Genomic DNA, 17,811 nt, shown 5'->3' on the forward strand with positions numbered 1-17,811 from the left:
ATAACAAACGACTATGGCGTCAATGATTAATTTTTGGCAGTGTTTTCATCCCACATGGCGCCATCTCTCAGCATAGAGTTAAGAGTCACAACCATCTTTCGAACACACGCGATTATTGCGACTTTCTTAGGCTTTCCGGCAGCTACAAGTCGAGCATAAGTTGCTTTGAATACGGGGTTACATTGCATGGCTGACATCATTGCCATATATAACACTGTGCGTACTTGCGCTCGACCGCCTTGGATCACGCGCTTACCTTTGTAGCGCCCACTTTCGCGTGTTATTGGAGCGACACCAATTAGTGATGCCGCTTGTTTATTTGTGATGTAGCCAAGTTCTGGTACGTTGCTAATTATTGATGCAGCGGCAATGTTTCCTATTCCAGGGACGCTCTGCAATATTGTGTTTTTAGCCTGATATTCAGGGCTATCTTCAATGAGTTTAACGAGCTTTTCTTCTAACTTGGTGATTTGATTTTTTATCGTGGTTAGCATCGGTTTGATAGTCGGATGGAGAGAAGCGGGAAGTATCTGGATTCGGTTCTTTTCCATGGTTTGCATGGATAACAACTGGTTTCGGCGAATGACTAAGTCACTCATTAGGCGTATGTTTTTTGGCTTTATGACAGTAAGAGCTGGTTTGATTGCTTCTCCATAGTGAGCAATCAATTCTGCATCTAAACGATCATTTTTGGCTCTGCGGCCAATAGCACCAGCGAACCGTTTTATGTGGACAGGGTTTGCTCTGACAATAGGTAATTGAGCCTCTGCACATGCAAGAACAAAAGGCATTTCTAATCGGCCTGTTGCTTCAATAACGATTCGTTCAGGACTGTGACTATTAATCGTTTTGAGTGCTTTTTTGATGCCTTTATCATTGTTCTCTACTGAGAAAAATAGGTCTAGTGGCCTGATGTGGATGTCTAATTGTGTTTTGCCGGTATCAACTCCAACGTTGATGCTTTGATTGATTTTGGTATTCATAATAAGCTAACTCATGCTTGCGTAATGCGGGTTCGAGACCCAGTCGACTATTCGAGGTTTATGCTTGAAGTCCTATGTAGCGTTCATGTTTGTTATCGGTCTCTCGATAGAGGAGCCAGCGTTTAAACGAACTACTACATAGAAAGCTTTAGTTGCAGCTAAAGCCTGGGTCTCACATTACCCGATTGGAGTGCTTATTATCCATACAAACTGTTTAAGAGTGATTCGCAACGCGTGGCATTTTTATTATGCGTTGCGTTCAGTGTTTAAGGCGGTATACGGTAGCATCGGTATTGCGTTGCTCACACCTTAACAGGGCTATAACACAAAATCAGGCTATTGCTCAAAATTGCTATTTGAACTATTATTTGTACATTAAATTGTACCATAGGGAGTTCAACATGAGCCGCATCCATTTTGATCAAGATATTCAGCCTTTGTCTGAATTTCGTGCTGGCGTGACGTCATTTATTAAACAGATTAACGAAACTCGCAGACCACTAGTTATCACACAACGTGGTAAGGGTGTTGCGGTTGTCCTTGATGTTGCAGAATATGAAGCAATGCAAGAGAAGATCGAGTTACTGGAAGAAATGCGTACTGCTGAAGCACAATTAGCTTCAGGTTTAGGTGTTTCCAATGAAGACGCTCGTGCTCAAGTATTGGGGCGCATTAAGAAATGAAAGTAGTCTGGTCACCACTAGCATTACAAAAGTTAGGTGATGCAGCCGAGTTTATTTCACTGGATAATCCAGTGGCGGCAGAAAACTGGGTTAATGAGGTTTTTGATAAAACTGATTTACTCTCAAGTATGCCTGACATGGGGCGAATGGTTCCTGAGCTGCCTCATACCAATTACCGTGAAATTTTGTTTGGTCACTATCGCATCATATATAGCCTTAGCCATGAAATTCGCGTCCTCACAGTACGAAATTGTCGTCAGATACTAACGGAAAGTGACGTGTAGCAATTGTATTATAACAATCAATTTAAGAGGGATTCCCAACGCTTGGCATTTTTGCTTCTACTTCAAATTTAGTGTTTATGGCACAATGCTTTAGGTTGGGTGGAGGCGTTGTTCACCCCTTAATTGGGCTAGTTAGTTGCCCAGAGGAAGTAATCAATCCATTGGGAACTTTTGTTTCTGGTGGAGTACGCGCATAATTCGGATAATGTCGCCTTCGATCCAATAGGAGACGATCATTGAAATCTCAGGAATTATAAGTAATTGCCCACGAATGCCGTCTCTCTGTACACCCATTAGAGGCTGCTCAAGCAAGTTTTCTACTTTTGTTTCAATGAGGTTGTCAGCGTTTTCTGCCGCATCAGGGTTGAAGTCATAGATAAACTCAAAGATCCTTTCACGATCATTGAGTGATTCTTCTTCCCATAAAATCATTGCTTACCTCGATTACGTATTCTGGCTTTGCGTTCTTCCATTCGAGATTTAGCAGTTTGGTGTTCAACGAAAACGGATTCTCCTGAGTCAAACTTCTCAAATGCTAGGTTTACTTGTTCAGTTAGCCATGCATCGTGAGATAATGTTTGTCTTTGTTGCTCAGCGAGTTGCTCAGTAAGCTCACGGCAAGCACCACTCAGTGTGCGACCTTGGCTCTCAGCCATCTGTTGAGCTAGGCGTTTTGTTTCTTCATCAACACGAAATTGAATTCTAGTGTCCATGATGTATTCCTTTATTGGTGTGTGTACAAATGTTAGCACTCACCTTTGAGATGGGCAACTGACAAGCTACTATGGCGCCAATAACTAACTTTTGGTGCTATGTTTCATCGCACATAGTCCCATATCTCATCAACCATTGCAGAACGTTAAATGATAGGTCACCACAATCTGTAGAGGAAAGTGCATTGAAGTTAACCAATAAACTCGTACGTTACCCGCACATTGATGTTGATCGTGCGTTTGAAAAAGAAGCTGAATTATTGCAGCAAATTCAGGCGGGTGAGATTGGGCAAGCCTTAATGTTGTGGCAAGCAAAAGCGCCGACACTTGTTTTGCCCGCAGGTAAAAAGTGGCCTTTGACCGTAGAGTCTAGAAAACAACTCGCGGCACAAGGTTGGCAACTCACCTCACGTAAAACAGGCGGCGCTCCCGTTCCCCAACTGCCGGGGATCATTAACTTATCGCATATTTATCATTGGCCTCGTGATGAAGCCTACAACATCCAAAAAGCGTATCTACATCTGTGCAATGTCTTAACCCTGTTTTTTAAAGAACTGGGTATCGATGTGGATGTACACGCGACTCCCGGTTCTTATTGCGATGGTGATTACAACCTCAATATCAATAAACAAAAAATAGTGGGCACGGCGCAGCGTGTTTTGCTTAAACAAGGGGGCGGCCAAATCGTACTTTCGCAAGCTTGTATCTTGTTGGATGTCGACCTAGAGAACATCGTTGCACCCGTAAATTTTTATAATCAAGTTTGTGGCAATCCAACCGTGGTGGACGCGCAAGTTCATACTCCGTTGTCCGCACATCTGACAACTCTACCCAACGTAGACTCACTCTTTCGGCAGTTAAGCCAAGCTTTCATCAAGCATGCGTGATACCAACCTTTCGTTAACGCCAAACTAATTTGCCGATGGTAGAACGATTTCAATACTATGTGTCGATGACAACGAATGGGTTGAACTTAAGGCGGTGAGAACTTTATAATGTTACTTGTAACATAATAAAGAGTTCAAATAGTTATGACAGAACAGCAGAAGAAAACTCGAACCACACTTCAAGATGTTGCAGACAAAGTGGGGGTCACAAAGATGACCGTCTCTCGTTACATGCGCAATCCCGATTCAGTCGCAGCCAAAACTCGCGTTAAAATTGCAGCGGTTATTGAAGAGATGGGATACATCGAAAACAAAGCGCCAGCTATGCTCTCTAAATCGTCGAGTAAAGCGATCGGTATCTTGCTCCCTTCGTTATCAAACCAAATCTTTGCCGCGTTTGTTCAAGGTATCGAAACGGTTACTAAAGAGAATGGCTACGAGACGTTGCTTGCTCACTTTAGCTATGATGCTGTGGAAGAAGAGGAAAAGATTGCTTCGCTGCTTTCGTATCAAGTTGATGGGTTGATATTGACGGAAAGCCACCACACCCCCCGCACGTTACAGATGATCAAGAATTCAGGTGTTTCTGTTGTTGAAACGATGGAACTCCCAACCAATCCGATCGATATGGTTGTTGGCTTGGACCATATTGATGCTTCTTACCATGTCGTGAAGCGAATGATTGAAGCTGGTAAACGCTCTATTGCTTACTTTGGCGCTCGATTGGATGCGCGAACCAAGTTGCGTTTGCAAGGCTATGACAAAGCGATGTATGAGGCTGGATTAGAGCCTAAACACGTGTTGACTGAACAGCACTCTAACTTCTCTTTGGCTGAAGATCTGCTTGATCGCGCTCTTGCGGATTACCCAGATCTAGATGGCGTGTTCTGCACCAATGATGACATCGCGATAGGTACCTTGCTCATTGCCCAGCAACGTGGAATCCAAGTGCCGCAACAGCTATCTGTGGTGGGCTATAACGCGTTAGATATTGGTCAAACCATACGCCCAAAACTGACTAGCGTGGATACGCCACGTTATGAAATAGGTAAGAAAAGTGCCGAGCTACTGCTTGCCCGATTGAAAGGTGAGCCAGTTACGGAAACGGTAGTGGATATGGGCTATCGCATCACTGATGGCGAAAGCGTTTAACCAAGTATCGTGGAAACTGAAAGGGGCATCGAAATGATGCCCCTTTTGCTTTTACATTTAAGCGATGACACAGTTAGACGATAAAACTCGCCCCTTGTTCTGCACTCGAAACGCTTTGGCGCATCACGCTAAATAGGTTGCGCCCCATGGTTTGCTGGTTAGCGTCTACCTCAAACACCTTCGCTTGGCGAGACTGCATGTCGTTGAGGTTATTGAGTTCGCCACTCGCGCAATCTAAGCGCAGGATATCGCCTTCGCGAACAAGCCCAATAGTTCCTCCTCGAATGGCCTCTGGTGAGACATGAATCGCGGATGGGATCTTTCCTGAGGCTCCAGAAAGGCGCCCATCAGTAACCAGAGCCACTTTAAACCCTTGTTTCTGAACATTACCTAGAATCGGCATAAGCTTGTGCAGTTCAGGCATACCGTTCGCAGCTGGGCCATTGTTTATTACCACAACAATGCAATCTTTGTTGAGTTCACCTCGTTGATACGCAGCTTCTACCTTATGTTGGCAATCAAAAACTACCGCAGGTGCTTCTATTACACGTTGCTCTTCTGCAACCGCTGACACCTTAATCACCGCATTGCCAAGATTCCCTGAAAGGACTCGCGTTCCGCCTGTGCTTTGGAATACCTGTTCTTGGCCTGCAATTACCTCTGCATCTGCCGACTGTTTGCACTTTTTCCACGTTAGCTTTCCATTTTCAAGTTCTGGAATACTCATTTGATCTTCAAACGAGCCAAAGGTAGGTGTGACATCTCGGTGCAGTAAGTTGGCTTGATCTAAACGGCGTAACAGCGCGGGAACTCCTCCTGCCGCTTGGAACGCATTCATATCTGCTGGGCCGTTGGGATAAACTCGAGCAAGTAAAGGCACTACATCGGATAGATCGCTGATGTCTTGCCAAGTCAGAATAAATCCTGCTGCGCGTGCTACCGCGACCATGTGAATGCTGTGGTTGGTACTGCCACCTGATGCGAGTAGGGCAACAATGCCATTGATTAAGCTTTTAGCGGTAAAGACTTCAGAAAGTGGGCGGAAGTTTGCGGCTTGTGGTGTCATTGAAGCAATTTCAATGGCGGCATGCTGAGTGAGTGATGCGCGCAATTCAGAGTCAGGGTGAACAAACGCTGAGCCCGGAAGCGTCAGCCCCATCGCTTCAAATACCAGCTGATTGGTATTGGCTGTGCCGTAAAAAGTGCAGGTGCCCGCTGAGTGATAAGCGTTGCACTCCATGTCCAGCAAGGCACTTTTTCCTACCTTGCCAGCCGCGTATTCTTGGCGAATATGTACTTTCTCATCATTGCTGATGCCCGTTGCCATCAAGCCCGCCGGAACAAAAGCGGTGGGTAGATGTGCAAAAGAGAGCGCGCCCATCAGTTGTCCTGGAGCTATCTTGTCGCAAATACCAAGTAATAGGGTTGAATCAAACACGTTGTGACTCAGTGAAAGAGCGGTCGATTGAGCAATCAAGTCCCTTGAAAACAAAGACATATCCATGCCTGGTTGGCCTTGAGTTACCCCATCGCACATCGCGGGAACACAGCCCGCTACTTGAGAGGTGTGGCCGAACTTAGCTAACGCCTTTTTGATCTGATCTGGATAGTGTTGATACGGCTGGTGAGCGCTTAACATATCGTTGTAAGAGCTGATTAACGCCACATTGGATTTAGTGAGATCAAGAATCGAGCGTTTCTCATCGGAACAAGAAGCTGCGACAGCATGAGCCAAGTTGCCGCAAGAAAGCCCTTTACCACCTTTGCCAGCAGAGGCTTGGTGTTGGGTTCGGTTTAGAAACGCTTCATGAGTCTCTTTGCTTCGTTCAATTAATCGTTGAGTCACCGCTTGGATGGTTGGAAGGGTCATGCTGTTTCTGCCTCATCAGTCATTGAAAGCACAATCGCAGCACAGTCCACAACGTCATCAATACCGCCATCAATGCTGATGACAACCGTATCTGGCTCGTGATCGGGTCTTTCTAATGTTTCGAACTGGCTTTTAATCATGTTCTCTTTCATGAAGTGGCCTTGGCGCTGACGCATTCGATGCAAGATCAGGTCAATGTTGCCATCTAAAAAGAGAAAGGTGAGGTTTTTGTTCCCTTCGCGAATTTGGTCGCGGTACTTCTTCTTCAACGCAGAACACACAATAATGCCGTGCTCATTTTTACTTTCTAGGCTGTACGCTGCATCACGAACGCGTTCCAGCCATGGAATGCGATCATCATCATTAAGAGGTTGGCCTGACGCCATTTTTTGAATGTTTGCTCGAGGATGAAGGTCGTCACCATCAATGAACTTACGCCCAAGTTTTTTTGCCAACTGCTCGCCTATCGTGCTTTTCCCACAAGCACTGACACCCATGACGATGACACTACTACCAGCCATAACTCAATCCTCTTAACAAATTTGCGCGTGATCTCAATTTTGAACATCGCTTGTAAATATGGCTTTATCTTATAAGCGTTACCGGTAACATGTTACCGGTAACTTAAGGAAGTGTGATGAAGGACACAAAACAACAATTCACAACAATTGTGATTGTTTTTGCATCCTACTGACGGAAAATTAGTCACATCTCACTATATTCGCGTTTAAAAATCACTGGAAAGAGATCTTTGGGGGATAAAATGGCCAACGATTACCGCGCAATTGCGAAATCTGTTGTTGAGCATCTTGGGGGCAAGACAAATGTGGCTGCCCTAACACACTGCATGACTCGACTACGATTCGTTTTACACAGCCAAGATGGCGTCGATATTAACAAGCTAAAAGCACTGAAAGGTGTGATGGGTGTTGTTGATAATGGAGACAAAGTACAAGTTATCATTGGTAACGAGGTATCGTATGCATACAAAGAAGTGATGGCGCTTTGTGAGCTATCCACTGTATCTGAGTCAGAGGTTCCTGCTAAAAAAGAGAAGCTAACGGCTAAGTCAATTGGTGCGAAAATGTTGGACGCACTGGTTGGTACCATGTCGCCTCTTATCCCAGCAATCATTGGCGCTTCAATGGTCAAACTGCTCGCCATGGTACTTGAGATGCTGGGCTGGGTTGAGCCAAATGCACCTACCTTGATTATCTTGAAAGCGATTGGCGATGGCGCCTTCTTCTTCCTACCGGTTATGGTTGCCGCTTCCGCATCGATCAAATTCAAGACCAATATGTCTCTTTCCATTGCGATTGCCGGTGTCTTAATCCACCCGAACTTTATGGAATTGATGGCGCAAGCAGCAGAAGGCAAGCACGTTGATTTCTTCGGTATCCCAATCACGTCAGTGAAATACACCTACACGGTTATTCCTGTACTTGTGATGACTTGGGCTCTTTCTTACATAGAACGTTGGGTAGATAGCATTACCCCTGCTGTGACTAAAAACTTCCTGAAACCTATGCTTATCGTATTGATTGCAGCTCCGGTTGCTATCGTACTTATCGGTCCATTTGGTATTTGGGTTGGTACTGCACTTTCAGCGCTTGTTTACACAATTCATGACACATTAGGTTGGTTGTCGGTTGCTATCATGGGCGCACTGTGGCCTCTACTTGTTCTTACTGGTATGCACCGTGTATTTACTCCAACGATTATTCAAACCATTGCTGAGACGGGTCGTGAAGGTATGGTTATGCCTTCAGAAATCGGTGCCAACCTCGGTATGGGTGGTGCGTGTCTGGCTGTTGCTTACAAAACCAAAAACAGCGCACTAAAGCAGACATCATTAGCCGCAGGTGCTTCAGCTATCTTCGCCGGTATCTCTGAGCCTGCATTGTACGGCGTGCTTGTTCGTCTGAAACGTCCACTTATCGCAACAATGATTACTGGTTTTATCGTAGGTGCATTAGCGGGCATGGGTGGCCTTGCGAGTCACTCGATGGCAGCACCAAGCTTGTTTACGAGTGTTCAGTTCTTCGATGTGAATGACCCAATGAGTATCGTTTGGGTGTTCGGTCTGATCGCATTGTCTATTGTTCTGTCATTTGTTCTAACCCTAGTTTTAGGCTTTGAAGATGTTCCAGAAGATGATGCCGATGAGAAAGCAACTTCAGAGTCAGCAAACAAAGAAGCTGGTAAGGCAGAAGACAAGCCGACAGTAGTGTCCGCGTCTTAATTAGAATTGATTAATTTATTCAGTCACCTTACTTCAGCGTAAGGTGACTTTTATTGTTTCCGAGGTATTCGATGTCAAACATTCAATTTCCCGAAGATTTCTTATGGGGCGGCGCTATTGCTGCAAACCAGTCTGAAGGCGCTCACTTAGCGGGTGGTAAAGGCCTAACAACCGTAGATATGATCCCTTATGGTGAGAACCGCATGCCAATTAAGCTTGGTCAGGTTGATAAGGTGACGCTCAGCGAAGACGAGTTCTACCCAAGCCATAACGCGATAGACTTTTATCACCGTTACAAAGAAGACATCGCCTTGCTGGCAGAGATGGGATTTAAAGTCTTCCGCGTATCCATCGCTTGGAGCCGAATCTTTCCAAAAGGTGACGAGCTAGAGCCGAACCAAGCTGGCTTAGATTTTTACCGTGATGTTTTTGAAGAGTGTAAGAAATACGGTATTGAGCCGCTCGTTACCTTGTGCCATTTCGATGTGCCTATGCACTTGGTCAACGAGTATGGTTCGTGGCGTAATCGTAAGATGATTGAGTTCTTTAGCCGTTACGCGAGAACCTGTTTCGAAAACTACAAAGGCTTGGTGAAATACTGGTTAACTTTCAACGAAATCAATATTTTACTAGCGAGCCCGTTTTCTGGTGCTGGATTGTTGTTTCAGGAAGGCGAAAATCACGATCAAGTGAAGTACCAAGCAGCTCACCATGAGCTAGTAGCAAGCGCTTTGGTAACCAAGATTGCCCATGAAGTTGATGAGCAAAACCAAGTGGGTTGTATGCTGGCGGGCGGTAACTTCTATCCATATTCATGTAAGCCAGAAGATGTGCTGATGGCTATGGAAAAAGACCGCGAGAACCTGTTCTTTATCGATGTTCAATCGCGTGGTTACTACCCATCTTATGCTCAAAAAGTGTTTGATAACAAAGGTGTGGTGCTTGAAACACAAGATGAAGATTTCGAGATTCTAAAGAACACCGTCGATTTCATTTCTTTCAGTTATTACGCTTCACGCTGTGCTTCCGCTGATATGAATGCAGGAAATACGAGTGCAGCGAACGTCGTTAAGTCCATCAAAAACCCTCATCTTCCAGCAAGTGATTGGGGCTGGGTCATTGACCCTACAGGTCTTCGAATTACGATGAACACACTCTATGACCGTTACCAGAAACCACTTTTCTTGGTAGAAAATGGCTTAGGTGCTCGTGATACCTTGGATGACAATGGAGAAGTGAACGATGATTACCGCATTGATTACCTTCGTCAGCACATTGTTGCGATGCATGAAGCAATGGAAGACGGTGTACCATTGATGGGTTACACACCTTGGGGTTGTATCGATCTTGTTGCGGCGTCGACCGGAGAGATGAGCAAGCGCTATGGGTTTATCTACGTGGACAGAGACAACCTAGGCAATGGTACGTTAAATCGTATTCCTAAAAAGTCATTCCACTGGTACAAAAAAGTGATCGCAAGCAACGGCAGCGACTTGGCTTAATTTGTCTGTTTGATAATGAGAGAAATGAACAATGAAAACAATTGAACAGCGACTCAGAGATATTCGCATCGTTCCGGTGATCGCCATTAATGACGTTGCTCAGGCTGTGCCGCTTGCGAAAGTACTGGTTGAAAATGGCTTGCCTTGTGCTGAAGTGACATTTCGTACAGAAGCGGCAGCAGAGTCGATTCGTTTGATGCGTGAAGCTTACCCTGAGTTACTGATTGGCGCAGGTACTGTGCTGACTACAGAGCAGGTGGATACTGCCATTAATGCGGGTGTTGATTTCATTGTCAGCCCAGGTTTGAATCCAACCACAGTCAAATACTGTCAGCAAAGAGGGGTTACGATTGTTCCTGGAGTGAGTAACCCAAGCTTGGTTGAACAAGCAATGGAAATGGGGCTTAAGACACTAAAGTTCTTCCCTGCCGAGCCATCTGGCGGTGTCGCAATGTTGAAAGCGTTGACGGCTGTTTACCCGGTTAACTTTATGCCTACAGGCGGTGTAAGCCCAGCGAACGTTGAGTCTTACTTAGCACTGAAATCAGTCGTTGCCTGCGGTGGAACTTGGATGGTACCGACAGACAAAATGGACAAGGGTGATTGGGATGGAATCGCAGAATTAGTCCGAGCGGTCGGCTCCAGATAGTTCGATAGAGAGATACATAGCTAGAAAATGAAAGGGCCAGCTGACACTGGCCCTTTTTGTGGCTGCTTCAAACGATGTAGAGGTTACTCGTTACCAAGCAAAGGTTTTAATGACGTTTTGCTTAGTGATTGGGTTATGCGCGATGTCTTGATTTATCTTATCAAGAAACGGCTTACGAGCCTGAGGCAACATGCCACGCATTGGTGAGATGTTATTGCCGTGGTCACCCCAGTAGTAGCAATCGAAATCTTCTAGGTTTTCGAGCAAGTATTTTTCTTCTTCCAGAATCTGCAATGGCGTTGGTAAAACAAACTCGCCACGGTTTACTTCTTTTTCCAATACCGATCCCGGTTGAACGGCTAAAGCCATTGGTGCAATCGCATCCGGCTGCATGATGTTCAGCAAGCTGGTGGTATTAATCGCATGCTCTATAGAACGCTCTTTGCCGCCAAGGCCAAAGATAAATGAAGCCAGCACCTTGATGTCTGCTTCACGGGCTAGGTTCATACCTTCAATTGCATGCTCACGCGTCATGCGCTTTTGAATGCGTTCAAGCACAATTGGGTCACCGGACTCCAGCCAGAATAGGCCATGCTTAAACCTGCCGACTTAATCTCTTTTAATTCAGACAAGCTCTTACGACGGAAGTCATTGAACCCTGAATACAGAGAGATGTTCTTGATCTCTGGGAAGGTGATCTTGATGTAATCCAGAATCGAAATCAGCATCTCGGTTCTAATAGCCATCACGTTACCATCGACCAAAAAGATAGATTCAACATGCGGGTAGATTTTTCTCGCCGCATCAATATCTTCAAAGATGTCTTTGATGTCTCTTACTTTGAAACGCTTATCATCAAACATCGTGCAGAAGGTACACTGGTTATTACTGCACCCCAATGTTGTCTGGATGAGTACGCTCTCTGCTTCCATCCAAGGACGATAAACTTTACCTTCAAAACGCATAAATGCTCCTCGGCCGTAGCCTGTGTTGTTTCGACGGGGGCAAGTTTAGCAATCTGCATCTTGGGTGATAATTGGGCAAAGCGGGGAATCAGTATTAAAGAAATCTTAATAATCGAAAGAGCTCGCAGTTCTTTGTCTGTATAGATAGAACTGCGGCTTGGATTGTGTGTGGTGGTGGGGGGGAGTGTTAGTGGTCGTTTTTTACTAATGAATGATCAGTGCGTAACGCACAGCTTTTCTTCGAGTAATTGATTAAGCACTGTCACCAGCTTGTGGTTCTTAGTGTTGTCTAATGCGTCGGCGTGCGGGTCTTTGAACAACCCAGAATCATTATCAAAATATTGACCAGAAGCGTTGGCAAACTCATCACTGAGCGCAGCACGACAAAGAATATCGGCTCCAATCGCAAGGTCGTTGCCATCAACGCCATAAGCATCTTTCACTAATTTACTACCAAGGAAAGAAGCTGGGTTTACAGGGATAATTGCGGTGCCTTTGTCTAAAAGAGTATTGGCTAATTCGATGGACCACATCGTTAGCGCCAGCTTACTTTGCGCGTAAACCGGACCATCAAGTTCGCCCGCATTCGGACTGATTAATGCATCTAGATCTACGGGTGCTTGGGCTGCTGAAGATAGGTTGACGATACGACCTGTCGCATCAAAAAGAGGAAGCAGCTTTTGTGTCAGTAGATACGGCGCAATGGTGTTTACGACAAAACGCACATCAAGATTGTCTGGAGTGGTGATGTCCGACACCTTATACACACCTGCGTTGTTAATGAGTATATCGAGTCGTTTGTGATCGCTTTTGATTTGGGTTGCGAGCGCCTCAACTTCAGAGAGCGTCGATAGATCTGCGATGTAGCTTTCGATGATTGCATTCTTAGACAGGCGAGACAGAGCGGTCACGACTTTATTGACCTTAACTGGGTTGCGGCCATGAATCAGAACATGGTGCCCTTGCTGCGTTAGTGCTTTTGCGGTCTCTAAACCAATGCCATCCGTGGCACCTGTGATCAGAATTATTTTTTGCATATTCCGTCCTTCAAAAAATAGTTTGAACAACGTTATAACAAAGATTAATGACACATAGTTGCATTTGGCTCACAAGCTGAAGACTCAAATGTGAGTCTATGGGGCAAATAATGACCATTTTAACACTTGGTGGTTAACCGTTGGCGTTTAACGATTAAGTAAGACAATGGGTCAGTTTGTGACTGACCCAAATTAAGAGAAGTGACCGAGTTATTTGATGTCTTGAACGTTCATAACCAGAGTTTCCCAGTTACGTTGGTTTTCCATATCGTGCTCTAGGCCTTGCTCATCGGCAATTTGGAAGCGCTTAACCGCAGGGGTTTTGCTCGTAGCTTGATACAACCAATAAGCTTCCGCTTTGAGTGCTTCGGCTTCGTCAGCATCAAAGTCTCTTGCCCTTGAACATTCACAGTACCGAAGTCAAAAGTGACGGTAAGAATTCCATCCTCGGCTTGAGCTTTAAACGTTGTATAACCTTGATATACCATTTCCATATTCCTTCTGAGAGATTTCATTTCAGCCTATTCAGTGTGAATGCGACCTAAATTCAGGCTAGCGAGGAATGTTCGAACCAACAATTAACCATTAAACGAAACACTATTAACGAATTATTAAGAGTGTTGGCGCGTTTGATAATTTCAATTTATTCAGTGTCTTAGATGGATACTTTAACGTTGAAGGTATCTTGCTAATTCGATTGTCAACGAAATCTAAAAACTCATTCCTTGTTTGGCGCTCTTATCCTTTTCATTTAGCTTCGTATACTGCTCAACTAGGTAATTAGCCCCAAGGTACAGACAAGAGTGAACCGACTTATGCAGATGAGATCCGCGACTTTGAAAACCATCATTGAGAAAACGCTGCCACTGACGCTGGGTGTGTTTGCGATCATGATGGTGCAATTGGTCGATTCGATCTTTATTGGTCAGCTAGGGATGAATGAGTTGGCGGTTCACGGTATCACCTTGCCATTCCAAGCGGCGTTTACCGGTGTTCAAGTGGGAATCGGTGTCGCGGCAACGTCCATTATTTCTCAAGCGGTAGGGGCAAAAGAACAACGTAAATCCACCTCAATTGCCTCACTATCTGTCGGGTTCGGTGTCTTGGTGATTGCTTTGATCTGCATAGGCCTGATTGTTTTTAGCGATGCTGTTTTTGCGTCGTTTGTGAATGATGTCTCTGACGCTCAATACCAATCCATGCTGTTGATTTTTAATGTGTACTGGCCGTTGTGGCTATTCAGTGCATTGATGGTGGCGGTGCTTTATCTGGCCACCTGCGTTTATCGAGCCAATGGCGATACCAAAACAACCGGCAGTATGTTCTTGGCTGCCAGCGTGATTAACCTGATTCTCGACCCTATTCTGATCTTTGGATTGGACATGGGTATTGCAGGGGCGGCGATCGCATCGAGCATTGGCTACGCTTTCGGCGCAATCTACATGCTAATCAAGTCTCGTGGCAAAGGTTGGTTTGGCTTCAATGGCGCGTGCCGTAAGCAAATCAAAGGCTACAGTTTTGAGTTATTCAAGACGGTAATGCCAACCACTGCGAATCAGATATTACCTGCGGTCAGCGCGTTCTTCTCAATGTTATTGATTGCGAGAATCGGAACCGATGAGATGGCTTTTTGGAGCTTACTCGCCCGTGTTGAAAGTTTTATGCTGGTGTTTTCTCTTGCTCTGACGATGTCTATCCCGCCTATGATTGGTCGTTACCTAGGGGCGCAGCAGCGATGCAAAATCCCTGAGCTATTGAATACAACAGCGAAGTTCTTATTGGTTTTCCACACCGTGATGGCAACATTGTTGGCGCTGTTTAGTGGCTGGATTATTCCTGTTATCTCGGAAGAACAAAGCATACGCAGCTGGTTTGAAGTGACCTTGTTATTTATACCGTTCAGCTATGGGCCGCTTGGGCTTTGCATGTTGGTTGCGTCGGTCTTTAATGCCTTGGGTGTGCCGCGTAAAGCTTTGAATGTCTCTTTCCTACGCTTGTTTGTTTTCTACATTCCCGCTTTATGGATCGGCTCGATAACCGGAGACACGGTCAATGCGGTTATTGCTGCGACAGTCGCCAATGTTTTAGCGGGCGCTTTTGCATGGTTTAAGCTTAATGCCTATATTAAAACTCACATTATTCCCCGTGCCGCTGCGGCCAATAAGCAGCGTGTACTCAGCGCAGGCTAGCCATTATTGATGAACATTGAACATCTAAAATTGTTTGTGCGACTCGCGTCTACGCACAATATAGGTCAAGCAGGACAAGAGCTTGGGTTGTCACCTCCGGTAGCCAGTATTCATATCGGAAAACTCGAAGAGAGCCTAGGTGCTATCCGCGTCGATCACGGTGAAGCGGTAAGGGATGTATGTGTCGATGGCTTGGGCATTGCCATGTGCGCGAGTTGGATAGCATACAAGCAGCTCGCGGAAGGTTCGCTGGTTGAGGTGTTGCCGGATTACCCTTTAAAGGATGAGGCGGCTATCTGGGCGGTATACCCGAGTGCTCAGTTACTTGCACCAAAGGTGCGCGTATTTATCGATTACTTTGTTCAATATTATGGTTCACCTTCTTATTGGGATTGCGACGTAAACGGGCAAACTCAATAGCGATTCAGAAGCATATATTGAGAACAAATAAGAAAGCCCCAACCAAAAGGGAGGGGCTTGTTTTTATGTTCTTTATAGAACGTTTTTCTAGCTAACTGCTGTTGTTTTTATTTAGTGTATCCGGCGTTTAATGAGCGTGTACCGCTGAATCTTGGTATAGCTCTGCATCAACTTCTTCGCCTTTACTTGGGCGCGGTACAATCTCAAAAGAGGTGTCAGCTTCTGTCAGTGAAGACAGCAGTTTGTTAAGTGATGTCTTATCACCTTTCACGCCTGCTTGTCCGTCTTCTAACAGTTTTCCAAGGCTTGTTTTCTTAAGCACGATGTCAGACACGTCAGACTTATTGATGATCAGTGTCGTATCCGCATCTTGCAGCTCTGATACTTGGATGTTGTTCAGGTTGCCGTTAGACATCTCAACGTAGTAGAACTCTTTTACATCAGGCAACTGAATATTCAATGTAAATGGTGTTTCTTGTGCTTTTAGCGAATCCACTTTTACGGCTAAGTAATCGAGTAGGTTTTCAATCGTCATGTTCGCTAACACATCCGGAGATGCAGTTTTCGGTGCGCCCGGTTGTGTGCCAATACGAAGCTCTTGAGCGCCGGTTAGGTAGATGTTTCTCCAACCTGCACCTTCTGATTGATAACCCAACTGCTCGTATGTATCTGCCAATAAGCCACGTGCAACTTTGTTCTCTGGCTCAGCTTGAATCACCTTATTCAGTGCTGTTGCAACGAAGCGGTATTCACCTTCTTGGAAATCTTGCTGCGCTTTTTCAATCACAGCGTCGCTGCCGCCCATGTACTCAACAAACTTCACTGACTCTGGCTTGATTGGTAATGGGTTTAGGTTAGCTGGGTTCATGTCGAAGTAACCAAGGTACATGTTGTACACAGCGCGAGCGTTGTGAGAGTAAGTACCGTGGTAACCGTTGGTGTGCCAAGACTGTTGAATACTGTCTGGCATTACCTTGTAAATCTCGTCCCCGATGTCTTGTAGAACCACACCGTTATTGGCTAAGCGAAGCGTTTGGTTATGAGTAAAACCGTAAGCGTCACGCTGCATTTTTAGGTAATCAGAGATCTCTTGTTCACCCCAAATTGGCGATGAGTGAGACGCAAACAACACCTCTGTTTTTTCGCCCCAAGTGACTAACATCTCGTTGATCTTCTTAGACCATTTCAAGCCGTCACGTACTTTAGCGCCACGCAGCGTGTACAGGTTATGCATGCCTTGGTAAGTCAGCTCGCCAGTCCAAAGTGCTTTCATGCTTGGAATATACGTCACCATTTCAGAGGCCGCTTCGGTACCTGAAGCATCCATGAATTGCATTTCTAGGCCGTCAATAACCAGAGTTTCAATCTCTTCGTTATGGTTCAGCTCGTAGTCTGGCAGTACGTAAGTAATGCTACCGGTTGATAGGCCTTTCGACAGTGCAGCATCAACAATACCGTGCTCGTGTCGGTTCAGGGTTGCACCATACTGATAAGCGGTACGACGAGACATTGCATTACCCGCCAATACGTTTTCGTCGACGATCTCTTTAGTAATGTTTTTCGAACCGTACACTTTTACATCTGGGTATGCGTCTTTGATTGCTCTTGCGCCACCAAAGTGATCAGCGTGCGAGTGAGAGTAAATCATAGCAACGACGGGCAGTTCGCCGCCATCAGGCACATTGCTCTTGAAGAATTTGAGTGATTTAGCGGCCGCTTCTTTGGTAAGAAGAACGTCGTAAGCGATCCAACCGTTGTCACTACGAATGAAAGAGATAGACGCTAAGTCAGCACCTCGAACTTGGTAAACTTTACCCGGAACAACTTCATATAAGCCTTCTGCTGCTTGGTTCAATACCGCTTGGCGCCACAGTGAAGGGTTTACTGAATCTGGTGCTTGGTCTGCATTCGTCACACTTGGGTCGATAAAGTTAAAGCTATTGCGAATGATGTCGCCCGTCTCTTGGTCGAAGCTAGCAATAAGACCCTTGTTGTTATTGTCGAAAGCGCGAGTGTCGGCAAAGTTAAGTGTTTTTGCGAACTCTTGGTTTGCCTTAGTCGTCATCTCGGTTGCGCTTTTGCCACCTTGGTCGCCAATTTCGCTGAAGTGTGCGTGGTCATGGTTAGCTGCAACTGCAGGGAATGCGAGCGAGATAGCTAGGAACAGTGATGCATTTTTGAACGTGCGTGAAGTCGTCATAAGAGCCTCTTCATTTCAGAATTTTGTTTCGTTGA

Annotated in this window: 16 protein-coding genes and 2 pseudogenes; 9 read left to right on the forward strand and 9 right to left on the reverse strand. The window is 45.5% G+C overall.

All coding sequences use genetic code 11. From position 1 onward, the window contains the following. Nucleotides 1-26: 26 nt before the first annotated feature. A complete protein-coding gene (locus A6D97_RS22105) occupies nucleotides 27-983 on the reverse strand; it encodes an IS110 family transposase (RefSeq protein ID WP_206208204.1) in 957 nt (318 codons plus the stop codon). Between the two features lie 401 nt (nucleotides 984-1,384). Between A6D97_RS22105 and A6D97_RS02275 the strand changes: the two genes are divergently transcribed. Together A6D97_RS02275 and A6D97_RS02280 are read left to right on the forward strand one after the other, a co-directional pair. Further along, nucleotides 1,385-1,666 carry a type II toxin-antitoxin system Phd/YefM family antitoxin gene (locus tag A6D97_RS02275; RefSeq protein ID WP_011080399.1) on the forward strand — a complete coding sequence of 94 codons (282 nt, stop codon included), beginning with the start codon at nucleotides 1,385-1,387 and terminating at the stop codon, nucleotides 1,664-1,666. Beyond that, a complete protein-coding gene (locus A6D97_RS02280; protein WP_017064044.1) occupies nucleotides 1,663-1,950 on the forward strand; it encodes a type II toxin-antitoxin system RelE/ParE family toxin in 288 nt (95 codons plus the stop codon). The genes A6D97_RS02275 and A6D97_RS02280 overlap by 4 nt, the downstream gene beginning before the upstream one ends. 153 nt (nucleotides 1,951-2,103) lie before the next feature. On the opposite strand, the gene A6D97_RS02285 is transcribed toward A6D97_RS02280, so the two are convergent. Both A6D97_RS02285 and A6D97_RS02290 read right to left on the reverse strand, forming a co-directional pair. Next, entirely contained in the window at nucleotides 2,104-2,382 is a 279-nt protein-coding gene (locus A6D97_RS02285) for a type II toxin-antitoxin system mRNA interferase toxin, RelE/StbE family (protein ID WP_017064043.1), read from the reverse strand. Beyond that, nucleotides 2,379-2,663 (reverse strand): hypothetical protein, encoded by a 285-nt coding sequence (locus tag A6D97_RS02290; protein ID WP_017059448.1) that lies wholly within the window; start codon nucleotides 2,661-2,663, stop codon nucleotides 2,379-2,381. The genes A6D97_RS02285 and A6D97_RS02290 overlap by 4 nt, the downstream gene beginning before the upstream one ends. A 185-nt stretch (nucleotides 2,664-2,848) precedes the next feature. Here A6D97_RS02290 and A6D97_RS02295 point away from each other — a divergent pair, with 185 nt between their 5' ends. Together A6D97_RS02295 and A6D97_RS02300 are read left to right on the forward strand one after the other, a co-directional pair. Beyond that, nucleotides 2,849-3,550, forward strand: coding sequence for a lipoate--protein ligase (locus tag A6D97_RS02295; RefSeq protein WP_065583745.1), 702 nt, complete (start codon nucleotides 2,849-2,851; stop codon nucleotides 3,548-3,550). Between the two features lie 144 nt (nucleotides 3,551-3,694). Beyond that, nucleotides 3,695-4,702 carry a LacI family DNA-binding transcriptional regulator gene (locus tag A6D97_RS02300; protein ID WP_017059450.1) on the forward strand — a complete coding sequence of 336 codons (1,008 nt, stop codon included), beginning with the start codon at nucleotides 3,695-3,697 and terminating at the stop codon, nucleotides 4,700-4,702. Between the two features lie 73 nt (nucleotides 4,703-4,775). On the opposite strand, the gene edd is transcribed toward A6D97_RS02300, so the two are convergent. Beyond that, on the reverse strand, nucleotides 4,776-6,572 hold the full coding sequence (gene edd / locus A6D97_RS02305) for a phosphogluconate dehydratase (RefSeq protein ID WP_065583746.1): 1,797 nt from the start codon (nucleotides 6,570-6,572) through the stop codon (nucleotides 4,776-4,778). Next, the gene (locus A6D97_RS02310; RefSeq protein WP_017072143.1) at nucleotides 6,569-7,093 is read right to left on the reverse strand and encodes a gluconokinase; all 525 of its coding nucleotides are present in this window, start codon (nucleotides 7,091-7,093) and stop codon (nucleotides 6,569-6,571) included. Before A6D97_RS02310 ends, edd begins: the two co-directional genes overlap by 4 nt. Before the next feature lie 242 nt (nucleotides 7,094-7,335). Between A6D97_RS02310 and ascF the strand changes: the two genes are divergently transcribed. The 3 genes from ascF to A6D97_RS02325 all read left to right on the forward strand — a co-directional run bounded on the left by ascF (nucleotide 7,336) and on the right by A6D97_RS02325 (nucleotide 10,965). Beyond that, nucleotides 7,336-8,814 (forward strand): PTS cellobiose/arbutin/salicin transporter subunit IIBC, encoded by a 1,479-nt coding sequence (gene ascF / locus A6D97_RS02315; protein ID WP_017064040.1) that lies wholly within the window; start codon nucleotides 7,336-7,338, stop codon nucleotides 8,812-8,814. Nucleotides 8,815-8,885: 71 nt separating this feature from the next. After that, a complete protein-coding gene (locus tag A6D97_RS02320; protein ID WP_017067568.1) occupies nucleotides 8,886-10,316 on the forward strand; it encodes a 6-phospho-beta-glucosidase in 1,431 nt (476 codons plus the stop codon). Nucleotides 10,317-10,347: 31 nt separating this feature from the next. Then, nucleotides 10,348-10,965 (forward strand): bifunctional 4-hydroxy-2-oxoglutarate aldolase/2-dehydro-3-deoxy-phosphogluconate aldolase, encoded by a 618-nt coding sequence (locus A6D97_RS02325; protein WP_065583747.1) that lies wholly within the window; start codon nucleotides 10,348-10,350, stop codon nucleotides 10,963-10,965. A 90-nt stretch (nucleotides 10,966-11,055) separates the two neighbouring features. On the opposite strand, the pseudogene A6D97_RS02330 reads toward A6D97_RS02325, so the two are convergent. The 3 genes and pseudogenes from A6D97_RS02330 to A6D97_RS22285 form a co-directional block, all read right to left on the reverse strand. Further along, nucleotides 11,056-11,930 (reverse strand): annotated as a pseudogene (locus A6D97_RS02330) (radical SAM protein). Between the two features lie 215 nt (nucleotides 11,931-12,145). Then, complete coding sequence (locus A6D97_RS02335) at nucleotides 12,146-12,967, reverse strand: SDR family NAD(P)-dependent oxidoreductase (RefSeq protein WP_065583748.1); 822 nt, start codon at nucleotides 12,965-12,967, stop codon at nucleotides 12,146-12,148. A 210-nt stretch (nucleotides 12,968-13,177) separates the two neighbouring features. Next, nucleotides 13,178-13,336: pseudogene (locus tag A6D97_RS22285) on the reverse strand (enoyl-CoA hydratase/isomerase family protein); the annotation flags it as partial. Nucleotides 13,337-13,782: 446 nt separating this feature from the next. On the opposite strand from A6D97_RS22285, the gene A6D97_RS02345 reads away from it, so the two are divergent. After that, entirely contained in the window at nucleotides 13,783-15,156 is a 1,374-nt protein-coding gene (locus A6D97_RS02345; RefSeq protein ID WP_065583749.1) for an MATE family efflux transporter, read from the forward strand. A gap of 9 nt (nucleotides 15,157-15,165) precedes the next feature. Continuing rightward, nucleotides 15,166-15,576: a LysR family transcriptional regulator gene (locus tag A6D97_RS02350; protein WP_017059460.1), complete on the forward strand. Its 411-nt coding sequence runs from the start codon at nucleotides 15,166-15,168 to the stop codon at nucleotides 15,574-15,576. A gap of 127 nt (nucleotides 15,577-15,703) precedes the next feature. Here A6D97_RS02350 and A6D97_RS02355 read toward each other — a convergent pair whose 3' ends face one another. Beyond that, nucleotides 15,704-17,776 (reverse strand): alkyl sulfatase dimerization domain-containing protein, encoded by a 2,073-nt coding sequence (locus tag A6D97_RS02355; protein ID WP_065583750.1) that lies wholly within the window; start codon nucleotides 17,774-17,776, stop codon nucleotides 15,704-15,706. Nucleotides 17,777-17,811: the final 35 nt, after the last annotated feature.

The sequence above is a fragment of the Vibrio sp. ZF57 genome (assembly GCF_001691235.1).
In the GTDB taxonomy this organism is placed as follows: Bacteria; Pseudomonadota; Gammaproteobacteria; order Enterobacterales; family Vibrionaceae; genus Vibrio; species Vibrio crassostreae_C.